Annotated in this window: 13 protein-coding genes; 8 read left to right on the forward strand and 5 right to left on the reverse strand. The window is 43.7% G+C overall.

The genetic code is table 11. The features are described 5' to 3' along the window. Positions 1-14 precede the first annotated feature (14 nt). Together FTU46_RS11880 and FTU46_RS11885 are read right to left on the reverse strand one after the other, a co-directional pair. A complete protein-coding gene (locus FTU46_RS11880; RefSeq protein WP_180105054.1) occupies positions 15-1,142 on the reverse strand; it encodes an efflux RND transporter periplasmic adaptor subunit in 1,128 nt (375 codons plus the stop codon). A gap of 51 nt (positions 1,143-1,193) precedes the next feature. Then, a complete protein-coding gene (locus FTU46_RS11885) occupies positions 1,194-1,838 on the reverse strand; it encodes a hypothetical protein (protein WP_180014553.1) in 645 nt (214 codons plus the stop codon). A gap of 283 nt (positions 1,839-2,121) precedes the next feature. Here FTU46_RS11885 and pilG point away from each other — a divergent pair, with 283 nt between their 5' ends. The 6 genes from pilG (at position 2,122) to FTU46_RS11915 (ending at position 10,701) form a co-directional block, all read left to right on the forward strand. Continuing rightward, positions 2,122-2,505 carry a twitching motility response regulator PilG gene (gene pilG / locus FTU46_RS11890; protein ID WP_004784987.1) on the forward strand — a complete coding sequence of 128 codons (384 nt, stop codon included), beginning with the start codon at positions 2,122-2,124 and terminating at the stop codon, positions 2,503-2,505. 25 nt (positions 2,506-2,530) lie between these two features. Next, positions 2,531-2,899 (forward strand): response regulator, encoded by a 369-nt coding sequence (locus FTU46_RS11895; RefSeq protein ID WP_004784985.1) that lies wholly within the window; start codon positions 2,531-2,533, stop codon positions 2,897-2,899. Between the two features lie 5 nt (positions 2,900-2,904). Next, positions 2,905-3,441: a chemotaxis protein CheW gene (locus FTU46_RS11900; RefSeq protein ID WP_159123371.1), complete on the forward strand. Its 537-nt coding sequence runs from the start codon at positions 2,905-2,907 to the stop codon at positions 3,439-3,441. Positions 3,442-3,487: 46 nt separating this feature from the next. Continuing rightward, the gene (locus FTU46_RS11905; protein WP_159123372.1) at positions 3,488-5,557 is read left to right on the forward strand and encodes a methyl-accepting chemotaxis protein; all 2,070 of its coding nucleotides are present in this window, start codon (positions 3,488-3,490) and stop codon (positions 5,555-5,557) included. Positions 5,558-5,724: 167 nt separating this feature from the next. After that, positions 5,725-10,242 carry an Hpt domain-containing protein gene (locus FTU46_RS11910; RefSeq protein ID WP_180105055.1) on the forward strand — a complete coding sequence of 1,506 codons (4,518 nt, stop codon included), beginning with the start codon at positions 5,725-5,727 and terminating at the stop codon, positions 10,240-10,242. Further along, entirely contained in the window at positions 10,243-10,701 is a 459-nt protein-coding gene (locus tag FTU46_RS11915) for a hypothetical protein (protein ID WP_004784978.1), read from the forward strand. A 58-nt stretch (positions 10,702-10,759) separates the two neighbouring features. Here the strand turns inward: FTU46_RS11915 and dapE are convergent, their stop codons facing one another. The 3 genes from dapE to FTU46_RS11930 form a co-directional block, all read right to left on the reverse strand. After that, positions 10,760-11,896 carry a succinyl-diaminopimelate desuccinylase gene (dapE, locus tag FTU46_RS11920; RefSeq protein WP_180105056.1) on the reverse strand — a complete coding sequence of 379 codons (1,137 nt, stop codon included), beginning with the start codon at positions 11,894-11,896 and terminating at the stop codon, positions 10,760-10,762. Between the two features lie 123 nt (positions 11,897-12,019). Further along, a complete protein-coding gene (locus FTU46_RS11925) occupies positions 12,020-12,169 on the reverse strand; it encodes an entericidin A/B family lipoprotein (RefSeq protein WP_004784975.1) in 150 nt (49 codons plus the stop codon). Positions 12,170-12,284: 115 nt separating this feature from the next. Continuing rightward, positions 12,285-13,160, reverse strand: coding sequence for a DUF1853 family protein (locus tag FTU46_RS11930; protein WP_180105057.1), 876 nt, complete (start codon positions 13,158-13,160; stop codon positions 12,285-12,287). Between the two features lie 88 nt (positions 13,161-13,248). Here FTU46_RS11930 and FTU46_RS11935 point away from each other — a divergent pair, with 88 nt between their 5' ends. After that, a complete protein-coding gene (locus FTU46_RS11935) occupies positions 13,249-13,686 on the forward strand; it encodes a YbaN family protein (RefSeq protein ID WP_125278257.1) in 438 nt (145 codons plus the stop codon). Next, positions 13,683-14,195: a cell wall-recycling L,D-carboxypeptidase ElsL gene (gene elsL / locus FTU46_RS11940; protein WP_159123377.1), complete on the forward strand. Its 513-nt coding sequence runs from the start codon at positions 13,683-13,685 to the stop codon at positions 14,193-14,195. Before FTU46_RS11935 ends, elsL begins: the two co-directional genes overlap by 4 nt. Positions 14,196-14,434 lie beyond the last annotated feature (239 nt).

Below are 14,434 nucleotides of genomic sequence, written 5' to 3' on the forward strand. Positions count from 1 at the left end.
ATGATCCTGTCTGATTAGTTGGAACGTACTGTCACTGGCTTGTTGAGATCTGCCTCGGTAAATGGAATGCGACTGACCTGATCACCTGTTTCCAGACCCTGGATCACTGCAGTATTCTGGTTATAGCGCTGTTCCAGAACCTGAACATTCACTTTAATAATTTTGTTCTGGCGAATAACCCAGACATAAGGTTTATTCTGGATATCCTGAATGGTATCGAGGGGAATAATCTGACCAGAAACTTGTTGAGAACTCAGAATATTGCCTTCAACAAAAGAGCCAATACTTAAAGAGGGAATACTTTCATTTGGTCTGGCGAAGAATTCAATCTGGCGACTAGCCTGATCAGCAATTGGAGATACCCGGCTAATAGCAGCGGTAAATGTGTTTGGATTGCCCTGAATCTGGTATTCAATTTTGCTACCTAAACGCAGACTGGACTGCATCTCACTCGGGACACGGGCCTGAATTTCCAGTTGATTTGGATTTACGATTTCAAACAGGGTTTGTCCGATCGCCACGGTTTGACCGGGCTCAACCTGACGCTGGGTGATCACGCCACTAATCGGGCTGGTGATAATGCCATCACGATCGGCTTTTACGGCAATATCGACATTGGCTTGCTGTGCGCGGACATTTTCAACCTGGGCCTGATAGTCAACCTGACTTTGCTCATATTCAACTTTAGAAATAAAGCCTTGGTCGAGCAGGCGCTTTTTGCGCTGCATCATGTTACGCGCCTGATTGGCCTGTGCCTGGGTAGATGCCAGATTGGCACGGGCCTGAGCCAGACGTGCGGCATTGTCCTGATTATTTAAGCGAACCAGTACCTGACCTTTAGCTACATTGTCACCGACCTGAGCATTAACACTGGTGGCAGTGGCCGAAACCTGCGCTTGAATACTGCTTTGGTTGACTGCGCGAATAGTGCCGGTAAATGCGGATTTCTGGATTGAAGTACCTGGTTTTACAGCTACCAGATCCTGAAGAATTAGTTCAATTGTTTTGGGACTTTCGGCTTGCGGTGTAGATTCATTTTTATTGCAGCCGCTTAGAAAAAGACTTAAGCAAAGTGCACTCACCATCAATACAGAGCGCGAAGAAGGGGTCTTTGAAATATGAAAATGCTGTGCAAATGGCATATTAATCCTTTTCACTTGTGGTCGTTTAAAGCAACAACAAGTTATTTGTGTTTATTCAAGTGCTTTTAAACGGGCAATAATTCTGTCGTATTCCGCTTCCATATTTCGATAGCGAGTTTGTAAAGATTGAATATTTTCTTTTTGAGAAATTAGGTTTTTCTGGTTGTTTTCAAGGTTGGCTTTTAAAGAGGCCGGGGGATTATTGCCTTTACGTAAATATTCACGTTCTTGGCGTACAAACATGACCCGGTCTTGCTGCAACTGTTTCATCTGTTCTTGCTGAAAGGCAATCTGTTTTTTGAGTTGGCTCAGACTTTCATTCTTTTTCTGTAGAGCAACATGGCTATTGGTATAGGCACGTTTCAGTTTTTGATCTTCTGCGATGCGCTGGGCTTGCTGGGCACGTTGCGGTGCCTGTTTAATATCTTTATCGACATTATAAGGACGTGCACGTTTAATGACCTGCATATTCTGGTCAAGTGCCTCATATCCATAGCGGATATGGTTGGGGGTAACGTTGGTACTGATATTGGCCACGCCTTTATTATCATAATAGCGGTACCAGGTGGCTTTTGGTGGCTGGTTAGTTGAGGCATAAGAAATGGTGACCTGAAGAAAAAGTGTCACTGCAAATATGAATCGGCCAGTCATTTTATTTTTATCAATGAAAGCAAGTTTTTCTGAAAACTGACTCATCATTGGCTCCCCAATTGAAAGTTGACTAAATTACTTATTTTAAAGTAATAATAATGCTATATTAGACTCAAATTCACGAATTAAAAACTACCATCAGTCAAAAAAAAAGCAATGACAAAATAAAAATGTGAAATGGTTAATGAAAATCCGCCATTTATGCACACTTGTGTAGAAAATGTTCATTGATAATACAAGTGGATTTGTGTTAAAAATGTTTATCGATCGTAATAAAATAATCCTATGAGCCTTATGGCGCATCGTTTCTAAAATGGGAAGGGTCAAAATGGACGATAAATTCCAAAATCTAAAAGTTATGGTCATTGATGACTCAAAGACCATTCGTCGTACAGCAGAAACTCTTCTACAGCGCGAAGGATATGAAGTCGTGACTGCGGTAGATGGTTTTGAAGCTTTGTCAAAAATCGCAGAAGCCAATCCGGATATCGTATTTGTAGACATCATGATGCCTCGTCTAGATGGTTATCAAACTTGTGCATTGATTAAAAATTCTCAAAATTATCAGAATATTCCTGTGATTATGCTTTCGAGTAAAGATGGCTTATTTGATCAGGCCAAAGGTCGTGTTGTTGGTTCGGACGAATACTTGACTAAACCTTTCAGTAAAGATGAATTGCTTAACGCAATCCGTAACCATATTAGTGCTTAATAATTGATTTTTTAGGGGAATTGGCATGGCGCGTATCTTAATCGTAGATGACTCACCGACAGAAACATTCCGTTTTAGAGAGATTCTTTCTAAACATGGCTTTGAGGTGATTGAAGCATCCAATGGTGCAGATGGGGTAACCATGGCTCAGGCTGAGTTGCCAGATCTGGTATTGATGGATGTGGTCATGCCAGGCGTGAATGGCTTCCAGGCAACACGTCAAATTGCACGTGGTGCAACCACCAAGCATATTCCGATTGTGATTGTAAGTACCAAAGATCAGGCCACTGACCGCGTTTGGGGTAAACGTCAGGGCGCCGCAGATTATCTTACAAAACCGGTAGATGAAAAACAGTTGATTGAAGTGATTAAGCACCACCTCAACGCAGGATAAGCTCTATGGCAGCAAATGGATTTATCGAATTGCTTCGCATTGCGAAACGGGGAAATAAAAACTACGTTTCTAATGAAAATGAAGTCAACCGATGGTCAGGCATTGCTTTTGAGATGATGGGGCAATATTTTGTTGCCCCGCTGGGGGAAGTATCCGAAGTGATCTATCCTCCAAAATATACGCCAGTTCCTAATACTCAATCATGGGTTTTAGGGTTGGCCAATATTCGGGGAAGGTTATTATCAGTTTCTGATTTGACTCAATATGTATCAGGACAGAGTAGCCAGTTTTCACCGACTCAAAAAGTATTATGTATTCACCATAATGACCAATATGTCGGTTTGGTTGTTGATCAAGTTTTGGGTATACAACATTTTAATAAGAAAAGTTTTTTTTCTAAAACAACTGAATTGGATAATAACTTACAAGAATACTGTCAGGGATTTTTCCACCAGCATAACCAACAATGGCATGTGTTCTTATTCAGTCGTCTGTTGCAAAATCCAAAATTTATGAACGCATCTATAAAATTTATAAATTAAACGTCGCGCACGAAAGTAATAAAGACGTAAATCGGGGAGAGGCTGCATGGGCTTTAAACTTAAAAAGAAAAATACAGGTGAAGGTAGCCGCAAAAGTGGCAATACTTTTTTATCCAAGATTCAATCACAAACAGATCAGTTGTCACGTGTATTTGGTGATAGTGAAAAGTCTAAACCGTTCATTTATGGCGCAGCTGGCTGTCTGTTAGCGGCAACCATCACTTTATTGTATCTTTTCTACAGTGTGCCACGTGCCAACCAGCTGACACAAAGTCTGGGTGATTTACGTCTGCTTTCACAAACCATTTCACGTCAGGCAACTGAAGCAACAGCTTCTGGTACACCTGAGGCGATGAAAAACCTGACAGATTCTCAAAAAGCTTTTGCTGAAAACCTTGAGACTGTAAAAAATATTCACTCCAATAATGAAGCGCTGCAAGCAGTAGATAAACAGTGGACAGAAGTGTCTTCTAGTATTGACCTGATTGCATCGCAACAAAAAATCATTAACCAGTTATATGACACCAACATCGCAATTGGTGAAGCGATCCCGGGGATTCAGGCCGAATATAACTTGATGGTCGACCAGATGGCGCGTCAAGACATGCCGTCTAACCAGGTGGTTATTGCGAAAAACCAGGTATTCATTGCGGAACGTATTTTACGTTCGATCAGTTTGGTATTGACCGGTAACGACGGTTCACGTGAATCAGCGGACGACTTCAGTGCCGATACCGAAACTTTCGGTTCATACTTAAATGCACAGTTAAACGGTTCTGCTGAACTGGGTGTACAACGTATTACTGATCCAAACCTGCGCGAGTCTCTTGAAGGCATTAAAGCAGAATATGATGATGTACTTGAATCAGCATCTGCGACAATCCTGAAAAACTCTGCGCAAATCGTAAAAGTACGTCAGGCATCTGCGTCAATTTTCTCGCAATCGGATGTCCTGCTCGATAACCTGAACAAACTATCTGGTAACTCTGGTCTGAAAACAATCGTTCCAGCAGTTCTGTTAATTCTGTTATTGATCGGCTTCCTGCTGTGTGTATTCCGCCTGTTAACCCTACGTGGTGCATCGGATAAACAGCGTGTAACCCGTCTTCAAGAAGAATATGACCGTAACCAGAATGCGATTTTACGTTTACTGGATGAGATTGCCGACCTTGCGGATGGTGACTTGCGTTCATATGCAACAGTATCGGAAGACTTTACCGGTGCGATTGCCGACTCGATTAACTTCGCGATCGACCAGTTACGTGACCTGGTATCTCGTATTACCGAAACTTCTCAGGAAGTTGCGCAATATACAGCGACAACTCAAAGCATTACCAACCAGTTAGCTGAAGCATCTGAACACCAGGCACAAGAAATTGCCGGTGCATCTGCTGCGATTAACGAAATGGCGATGTCCATTGACCAGGTATCTGCCAACGCGGAAGAATCTGCAGTCGTTGCGGAACGTTCAGTACAAATTGCTGCAAATGGTGCAGACGTTGTACACCGTTCAATTGAAGGTATGGATACGATTCGTGAACAGATTCAGGAAACGTCGAAACGTATTAAACGTCTGGGTGAATCTTCACAAGAAATTGGTAACATCGTCGCCCTGATTAACGATATTGCCGACCAAACGAACATCCTGGCATTGAACGCAGCGATTCAGGCGTCGATGGCGGGTGAAGCTGGTCGTGGTTTCGCCGTGGTAGCGGATGAGGTCCAGCGTCTTGCGGAACGTTCTGCATCTGCAACTAAACAGATTGAAGGCCTGGTAAAAACCATTCAGACCGATACCAACGAAGCCGTAATTTCAATGGAACAAACCACAGCCGAAGTTGTACGTGGTGCGAACCTGTCTAAAGATGCCGGTGTGGCACTAGATGAGATTCAGAACGTATCGAATAACCTGGCAAAACTGATTGCAAACATTTCCGATGCTGCGAAACTTCAGTCAGCATCTGCAGGTCATATTGCGACCACGATGAATGTCGTACAGGAAATTACTTCACAAACTACAAGTGCAACCTTCGATACAGCACGTTCGGTATCTGAATTGGCGAACATGGCCGATGCATTACGTGAATCTGTATCTGACTTTAAACTACCCGAATAAAGTCAGAAAGTATGAGGGGAGTGTGCCTTAACCCAGGTTGAGGCACATTCAGAAATACAGATAAAGCCTCGACAAGATGGACCTAACTATTAAGGATAGGTCTCGCGTGACGGTCACAATTAAGTTTGAGCGCCCTTCTTGGCGGCACAACGTAAGAAGCATTAGCTATGAAAGAAATATTAAAAAATTTAGTTGAAACGACAACGCTTCCTGAAGACAGTTATCTTGATCAAGATGCAGAAATTCTTGAAATTTTTGTCGAGGAAATCGAAGAGATTTTCGTTGAGTTAAATGCTTTATTTCCAGAATGGTTGAGTGATCCGGCTCATCAGGAAAACCTGAAAAACATTCGCCGCCATTTTCATACCCTGAAAGGTTCAGGCCGTATGGTGGGGGCTAAATCTGCGGGTGAAATTGCCTGGGCAGTGGAAGATACCTTAAATCGGGTACTTTCAGGCTCAATCCAGTTAACGCCTACGATTCAACAGTATGCCAAAGCTGTACTGAATATTTACCAGTTTACTTTATATCCAAAATTCAAACAGGTGCAGGAACTCGATGTTGACCTGCGCCCAGTCGTGCTTTTAGGTCAGCAATTACAACAACAAATGACACCTGAACCGGCTTTAGAAGAACTCTTGCAACTGGCAGACAGTCTGACTGCCGAAGGCCAGATCACAGGTCTTGAGCTAGGTGATTCGGCTGAAGATCAAGATACAACTGCAGCAATAGAAATAAGCACAACAGAATTTGAGCTTGAAGAAGCTGATAGTGAAGATGCTGCACGTAGTGATGTAGAAGAAACCGTGGCGATCTTTATCGAGGAAGCGGAAGAGCATCTCGAAACGATTGCCAAGTTCCTGCGTAGCGAAAACGAAAAAGTGCAGGATTATAATGCATTGATTCGTGCTATTCATACTTTGCGCGGCAGTTCGTCCATGGCCCAGATCGAAGAAATCTTCGAGGCCAGCTCTAAAGTAGAACATCTGTTTAAAACGCTGCTTCAGGATGAAATTGCATCCACTTCAAAAGAAACTGCTGTATTAATCCAGTATGCTGAATTTGTCAGTGACTATCTGCATTTGTTACGTCAGGGTGATAGCAGCAAACTGGCAGCAGTGTATGCGACTTTTGAGCGTGTCTGGAATGATTATGGCTTCGCAGCCACTGAAACGGAAACAGTTGAAACCCAAGGTCTGGTGACTAAGCTGGTTGAACTGGAGATTGACCTGTTGCTGGATGCCGAATTTGAATTCGATAAACGGGCTAAAGTCGATTATCCGGAATATATTCAGGCTTTAAGCGAGCAGGCTGCCGAGCTGCTTGCACATACAGATAACCGTGCCGCACTGGGTATTCATGAGTTTACGACAGATTTAAAATCTGCTTATGATGCCTTGCTGGAAAAACCGGTACTGCTGAATAGTGATTATGCTTATGAGCTGTTTGCCCAGGCACATCAGGAATTCATTCATTTATTCGATACCCTAGCAGCAGGCCAGCGTGTCATTCTGAATGATGATACGCAAAAAACCTTGAGTGAACTGGCTGCATTTGTACAGCAGGACCTGGAAATCTTTGCCGAAGACAATATCCCTGCTGAACAAGTATCAGAAGAAATTTCTATTCCTGAAGCTGCAACCACAGCCAGCATTGACTTCGCTGCTTTAAGCCAGCGTATTGCCTCTGACCGCCAATACATCGACAGCGCAGAAACTCAGCGTGATTTCGATGAGGATCTACTGAATATCTTCCTGGAAGAAGCGGATGAATTACTGGTAGGTATTGATGAAGATCTGAATACCTGGAGTAAGAAGCAGGATGATACGACTTCACTTAACAATCTGATGCGTCATTTGCACACCTTAAAAGGTGGTGCAAACATGATTACCGCTTCTCATATCGGTTCGATCTCGCACGAACTGGAAAGTATTTATGAGCGAATCATCCGTCAGCAGATTGCAGTAACGCCTACTTTGATTCAAATCATTCGTCTGGTGCAAGATAACGTTTCTGACCGTATCCAGTCGATCCGTGATGAAGGTATCGATTATCCAGCGGTTGAAGCAATTTCGATTCTGCAAAATATTCAGGCATTGGTGGCTGGTCAAGCTGTTGCAGCTCCAGTAGAAGCATCAATTCCTGTTGTCGAATTTGAATATGCAGAAGCTACTACTGAATCTGTAGAGACAGTAGATGATGCACCGGAAGAGATTGCATCAGAAAATACAGATTCAGATCTAGAGCCAGCTTTAGGCTTAGAAGATGAACAAGTTGAGCTTACTGAAACAGAAACCTTAACTGAAGCAGTTGAAGTTGTAGCAGAAGAACGCTCTGAAGAAGATGAACTGAAGTCGATTGTTGAAGAAACCTTCCTGGAAGAATCAGAAGAGATTCTCGACAATACCGAAAAACTGCTGAACCAATGGTTTGATCAGCGTAGTGACCGTAGCTTATTGCTTCAATTACAACGTGCTGCCCACAGTATCAAGGGTGGTGCGCGCATGGTTGAAAACGAAAAGGTGGCCAGCATTGCGTATGAACTGGAAACCACATTCGAACAGTTTGCGGTATATCACTTTAACTCGAATGCTTATGATGGCCTGCTGCAAAAAACACTGGCTTGGTTAAGACAAGCGATCTTCCAGCGTGACTATAGCAATTTTGAACAGATCCAAAGCAGTCTGAAAAAGATTGCTTATGTGGATGTTACTGCGCAGCTGCCAGAACGTCTGGCTAAAACAGAAACGCTGGTCACAGAAAATAGCTTCGAGTTTGTCGAAGGTGATGGTACTGAGCCACCACGTATGATGGGTGAGTGGATCGATACCGGTAATACCGATACCAGCCATGAAATGATCCGTATCTCTGCTGATCTGGTTGAGAAGATGATCGACCTGTCAGGCGAGAATGCAATTAACCGTTCGCGTATCGAGATGGATTTGGGTCAGCTCGGCAATACTCTGAACGAGATGGAACTGGCGATCAAGCGTCTGGCGGATCAGTTGCGCCGAATGGAAGGCGAGCTAGAATCTCAAATTATTGCCAAACATGGTTCAGAAAACTCGCGTTATGCAGACTTTGACCCGCTGGAAATGGACCAATATTCGTCCCTGAACCAGTTGTCCAAGTCGCTTGCGGAATCTGCTTCGGACTTGGTTGACTTCAAGAGCACTCTATCTGACAAGATTCGTGAAACTGAAGGTTTGTTATTGCAACAATCACGGATTCAGGCCGAGATTCAGGAAAGCCTGATGCGTACTCGTCTGGTACCGTTTGACCGGATGTTGCCACGTTTACAACGTATCGTACGTCAGACTTCTACGACTTTGAACCGTCCAGCTGAATTGATTGTTCAGAACAGTGAAGGTGAATTAGACCGTAATATTCTGGAACGTCTGGTAACGCCATTCGAGCATATGCTGCGTAATGCGATTGACCATGGTTTGGAAGATACAGCAGATCGTATTGCCTTGAACAAACCGGAAGTCGGTTCAATCCTGTTAAATATCAGCCGTCAGGGTACAGATGTCATCGTCTCATTTAGTGATGATGGTAAAGGTATCGATGCTGAGAAGATTCGTGAGAAAGCACTGAGCCAAGGCCTGATCAAAGAAGATCAGACACTGGATTCGGAAGAGCTATTGCAATTCATTTTTCACCCGGGCTTTAGTACCGCTAAATCTGTAACTCAGATTTCTGGTCGTGGTGTGGGTCTGGATGTAGTACAAAGCGAGATCAAGTCGCTGGGCGGTCACGTATCTGTCAGCTCTGAAGTCGGCAAAGGCACAACCTTCACCATTCGCGTACCGACGACTGTAGCGGTCAGCGATGCCTTGATGGTAAAAGTGGGCGATCAGCAATACGCCGTTTCTCTGGCGCAAATCGACCGTATTGTACGTATTGCACCATCTACTCTGGAAACTTACTTCAACAGTAAAGACGATTTCTTCAAGATTGATGGCGTTAATTACAAATTGCGTTACCTGTCTGAGTTCGTATCGAATCAGCCAATTCCTCGTCTGAACAACGTAGCGCATTCACTGCCAGTATTGCTGATTAAAGGCAACAGTGGTCAAACCATTGCCTTACTTGTGGATCAGTTAGTAGGTTCACGTGCACAGATCGTGGTGAAACCAATCGGCCATCAGTTCGCCAATATTGGTGTAGTCACTGGTGCGACGATTCTTGGTGATGGTCAGGTTTGTCTGATTCTGGATGGTCAGAATATTGCCCGTCAGATCCATGGTACGCAGCGTGTGAAACACATGCAGGATCAACGCGATGGTTCACGTTCTGGCAATGCTCGCCGTCTGGTGATGATCGTGGATGACTCGGTGACTGTACGTAAGGTGACCTCGCGTCTGCTTGAGCGTCAGGGCTATGATATTGTCACCGCCAAAGATGGTGTAGATGCGATTGAGCAGCTTGAAAATGTCTGTCCGGATCTGATGCTGCTGGATATTGAAATGCCGCGTATGGATGGTTTTGAGGTCACGAACCTGGTTCGTCACCACGATATTCACCGTGACCTGCCAATCATCATGATTACTTCACGTACTGGTGAAAAACACCGTGAACGTGCTTTCAGTCTGGGCGTAACCCACTACATGGGCAAACCGTTCCAGGAAGCTGAATTACTGGCGAATATTCAACAGTTAATTGCTGAAAAACAGGGGTCATAAATGAGTCAGAATACGACTAATGCCAAAATGGCTGATCAGATAAGTCAGCAGGAACTTCAGCATTTAATTACGGTATCTACCGGATTTATTGATGCTTATATTATTGACTGTCACGGCAAAGATCCAATGCTGTTACCACAAAATATTGTCCTGTCTGCACTGGATAGTGATACCCAAGTCAAGGTGGTTGAATGGCATGATGCGCAATTACCGGTTTATGCAGTTAATGATCCTACACGTAAAAGTGGTGTAGCGCTGGTGATTGAAGGAGATGAGGTGCATCAGCGTTTTGCCCTCATGTGTAATGAAATGCCGAAAACCATTCGTCTGCGTATTTCTGAAGTGGTTGATGCCGATCAGCAAGTGACTGACCCCGCAGTATTCCAGTATGTGCGGATGGGGGATCAGTTATTTCACATCCCGCAAATGGGCTATATCCAGTCTTCAATTGGCCTATAATTCTGTTCAACGTATAAAAAAAGGAACTCAGAAGAGTTCCTTTTTTTACATCTGGTGATTAATTGGCTAACAGGTTCACCAAAATTTTCTCGTAAATTTCAGCCAGTGGTTCAAGATCTGCAATATCGACATGCTCATTAATCTGATGGATCGTAGCATTCAGTACACCGAGTTCCAGCACCTGTGCACCGGTAGGCGCAATAAAGCGACCATCTGAGGTGCCGCCTGAAGTTGATAATTCAGTTTCAGTACCAGTCACAGTTAAAATGGCATCTTTAGCGGCATTCACTAGCTCACCAACGGGTGTCAGGAATGGCAGACCAGATAAAGTCCATGAAATATCATAGTCCACACCATGACGATCCAGAATTTCAAGCATACGTGCCTTTAGTTCTTCAGCAGTCACTTCTGTTGAATAACGCCAGTTGCAGAGCAGATTCATGGTGCCCGGAACGACGTTGGTTGCACCGGTACCGGCATTGATATTTGAAATCTGGAAAGAGGTCGCAGGGAAGTATTCATTGCCATTATCCCAGACTGTTTCGCAGAGTTCGGCAATGGCTTTAGACGCTGTATGGATTGGATTCACTGCAAGATGCGGATAAGCTACATGACCTTGTTTGCCTTTTACAGTCAGGTTGGCATTCAATGAACCGCGACGGCCATTTTTAACAATATCACCCAGTTTGTTGGTACTTGATGGTTCACCTACCAGACACCAGGTAATTTTCTCATTACGGGCTTCCAGCGTTTCGATCACTTTTACCGTACCATTAATCGATGGGCCTTCTTCATCTGAAGTAATTAGATAGGCAATCGAACCTTTATGATTCGGATATTTTTCGACAAAACGTTCAGTGGCTACAACCATCGCAGCCAAAGCCGTTTTCATGTCGGCGCTACCACGGCCATAAAGCTTGCCATCACGAATTTCTGGCGCAAATGGGTCAGAGTTCCAGGCATCCAGGTTGCCGGTTGGCACAACATCGGTATGGCCAGCAAAACAGAAAACCGGGCCTTCAGTACCTTTACGCGCCCAAATATTATCAACATCTTCAAAGCGCATTGATTCAATATTGAACCCTACCTTCTTCAAACGCTCTGCCATGATATTCTGGCAGTCATGATCAATAGGGGTCACAGAAGGCTGACGTAATAATTGCAGGCTTAAATCAAGAGTCGCGGAAGATGTCATATGGTGAATTCATAAGTCGATAAATTTGTCGGCTCTATGATAGGCGAATATGGCCTGTAATGTGAATGTTCCGCATAAAAAAACCCTATCTGAGATAGGGTTTGTGGAGAAGCTAGAAAGAGTTTAGTTTTGACGGATTTCTTCAGAAGTTTTTTCTGCAGTGCCTGTTACAGCTTCGCCTGCTTTAGAAACGTCTTTACCCACACCTTTGACAGTGTTACAGCCAGTTAAAACAAAAGCCATTACCAATGAAGCAGCAAGAATTTTTTTCATCATCATCTCCGTATTATCGATAATAAAATTTTTATGATGTGGAACTAAGATTAGAAAATATACGACATAAAAAATATGTGGTTTTCATAGTGCTTCGGTTAATAAATGTAATGTTTTAAAAGGGTTTATGCGCAGGAAAGGGTAGTAGAAGCGGGCTGCGATACATATAAAAATCCTCTTGATCAGCCTTTTTATAAAGTCCATTTGTCCACCAATAGGGACTTGAACTGCTGATCTGGGCATTGGGATAAATCCATTCATGACGTTGCAAACGATAGAAATTAGCCGCTGGGTCGGGAATCTGCTGACCCCATAAGCCTATGCGACGTTGGGTATTGACCCAGCCAGGTAAGGTCTGATCTGTACGATGCACTGGAAGATAAAGCTGGCCTTTTAACATGCAGAAACGCTGCTCAATCTGCTGATCCAGAGCCTCATCAAACTGAAACTGTTTCTGGGTAAAATGCTTCATTTTACGGATTAAAGTATCGGTGCGGTTTAGGCCATACCAGTTTGGCAGGCTAAAATCGGCTTCTGCGAGGTAGTATTTCAGCGCCACTTCCCAATGTTCAGTCAGACCAGCCTCTGTATTGAATAACAGAAAATCCAGTTCACCCAGTGTTTTAGCGCCGTCAATTTTCTGAATGCTATGACCTAAAAGCTTATAAGGATGATAGGCATCATCCAGCAGCCAGAACCAGACCAGCATTTCAAAGCGCAAACCCAGCCGGGTGCTTTTAAGCTGCTGCACGAATTGCTCCAGCTCTTCTGGATGCCGGTCCAGATATTTCAGACGTGGATGATAATTTTGCAGGTGATGTTGCCAAGTCTCAGAATCATGTAAGTCAAAAGCATGGACGACTTCAAGTTCGTCTGGAATTTGAGACAGAAGGTTTGGACTACCGACAGCAAATGCCAGTTGCCGCACCAAAGGATGCTGATAATATTGCCATGCTTCTACAAGATGATGATTTAGACTGGAAAAGGGCATAGCACATCCTGTGAAAAGTGCACAAATACAACGGACAGATTTTAAAAACACTTTATACTACCCCTAATTTTGTGGGTAGGACCGATTTATGAAAATATTGTTTTGGCGAAGCCTGGTCGTACTATTTGTCGTACTGGGTTTTATCGGCGCAATCTTGCCCGGCATGCCAACTACAGTATTTTTAATTCTGGCGGCTTGGGCGGCATCCAAAGGCTGGCCACAGATGGATGCATGGCTGCTGAATCATCCAAAATATGGTCCGACTTTAAGAGCCTGGCGTGCCAATGGTACTGTGCCACGCAAGGCCAAATGGCTGGCCAGTATCATGATGTTCATCAGTGGCATTATCATGTTATTTACGACAGCACCGCTGGCAGTCAAAATCTTTACTGATGTGACCATGCTGATTGTGGCGATCTGGTTATGGCGTCGACCCGAACCAGTTCAGGACATAATCCATCCAGAACACATGGCCACAAAGAAAGTAGAACTAGAAACTATCAAGACAGAGAAAGAGAAGTCATGAGCCATTTGCAGCTGGATCAGGCAGAAATCCTGATTGATCTCGCCCAACAAAAACTATATTTGCCAAAATATAATAAGCAGTACCTGATTTCTACGGGTAAGAATGGCATAGGTGAAGCAGAAAATAGTGGCAAGACGCCTCGTGGATGGCATAAAGTCGCTGAAAAGTTTGGCCAGCAGACACCTTTAAATAGTGTGTTTATTGCCCGTCAAGCGACAGGTGAAATTTATAATGCAGAACTGGCACAGCAATTCCCGCAGCGAGACTGGATTCTCAGCCGGATCTTATGGCTAAGTGGGCTTGAAGAAGGTTTTAACCAGGGCGAGGGTTGTGATACTTACCAACGTTATATCTATATTCATGGTACGCCTGATTCTGAGCCGATGGGTATTGCAATGTCACATGGCTGTATCCGCATGCGGAATACGGATGTGGCCGAGCTGTTTGAACTGGTGAATGAAGATGCACTGGTCTATATTTCAGAACAGCCGCTGAATCTGACTGTTTAAATGACTTAAATGACATAAGAAAATTTGTGGATGATTTAAAATTAATTGAAATATCTTCTATTTAAATAAAAGAAAATAGATGAGGTCATCGATCTTCTAGGTACTCTACTTTTATAGACAAATAGAGTTAGAAACATGATTTATAGTCTGCAAATAAAAGTCATCAATTTGTTCTTACAAGGCTGCAAGCTTTTAAAATAAAGATTACAGGATCACAACGTTGCGGTGAGCTGGGCTTT

The organism is Acinetobacter sp. YH12108, from assembly GCF_013419055.1.
Lineage (GTDB): Bacteria > Pseudomonadota > Gammaproteobacteria > Pseudomonadales > Moraxellaceae > Acinetobacter.

What these genes read in the sequence shown, in the direction of transcription:
- FTU46_RS11900 (WP_159123371.1), top strand. Translation starts at nt 2,905, where the DNA reads ATGGCAGCAAATGGATTTATCGAATTGCTTCGCATTGCGAAACGGGGA.
- dapE (WP_180105056.1), bottom strand. Translation starts at nt 11,896, where the DNA reads ATGACATCTTCCGCGACTCTTGATTTAAGCCTGCAATTATTACGTCAG.
- FTU46_RS11935 (WP_125278257.1), top strand. Translation starts at nt 13,249, where the DNA reads ATGAAAATATTGTTTTGGCGAAGCCTGGTCGTACTATTTGTCGTACTG.
- FTU46_RS11925 (WP_004784975.1), bottom strand. Translation starts at nt 12,169, where the DNA reads ATGAAAAAAATTCTTGCTGCTTCATTGGTAATGGCTTTTGTTTTAACT.
- FTU46_RS11885 (WP_180014553.1), bottom strand. Translation starts at nt 1,838, where the DNA reads ATGAGTCAGTTTTCAGAAAAACTTGCTTTCATTGATAAAAATAAAATG.
- elsL (WP_159123377.1), top strand. Translation starts at nt 13,683, where the DNA reads ATGAGCCATTTGCAGCTGGATCAGGCAGAAATCCTGATTGATCTCGCC.
- FTU46_RS11915 (WP_004784978.1), top strand. Translation starts at nt 10,243, where the DNA reads ATGAGTCAGAATACGACTAATGCCAAAATGGCTGATCAGATAAGTCAG.
- FTU46_RS11930 (WP_180105057.1), bottom strand. Translation starts at nt 13,160, where the DNA reads ATGCCCTTTTCCAGTCTAAATCATCATCTTGTAGAAGCATGGCAATAT.
- FTU46_RS11905 (WP_159123372.1), top strand. Translation starts at nt 3,488, where the DNA reads ATGGGCTTTAAACTTAAAAAGAAAAATACAGGTGAAGGTAGCCGCAAA.
- pilG (WP_004784987.1), top strand. Translation starts at nt 2,122, where the DNA reads ATGGACGATAAATTCCAAAATCTAAAAGTTATGGTCATTGATGACTCA.
- FTU46_RS11880 (WP_180105054.1), bottom strand. Translation starts at nt 1,142, where the DNA reads ATGCCATTTGCACAGCATTTTCATATTTCAAAGACCCCTTCTTCGCGC.
- FTU46_RS11910 (WP_180105055.1), top strand. Translation starts at nt 5,725, where the DNA reads ATGAAAGAAATATTAAAAAATTTAGTTGAAACGACAACGCTTCCTGAA.
- FTU46_RS11895 (WP_004784985.1), top strand. Translation starts at nt 2,531, where the DNA reads ATGGCGCGTATCTTAATCGTAGATGACTCACCGACAGAAACATTCCGT.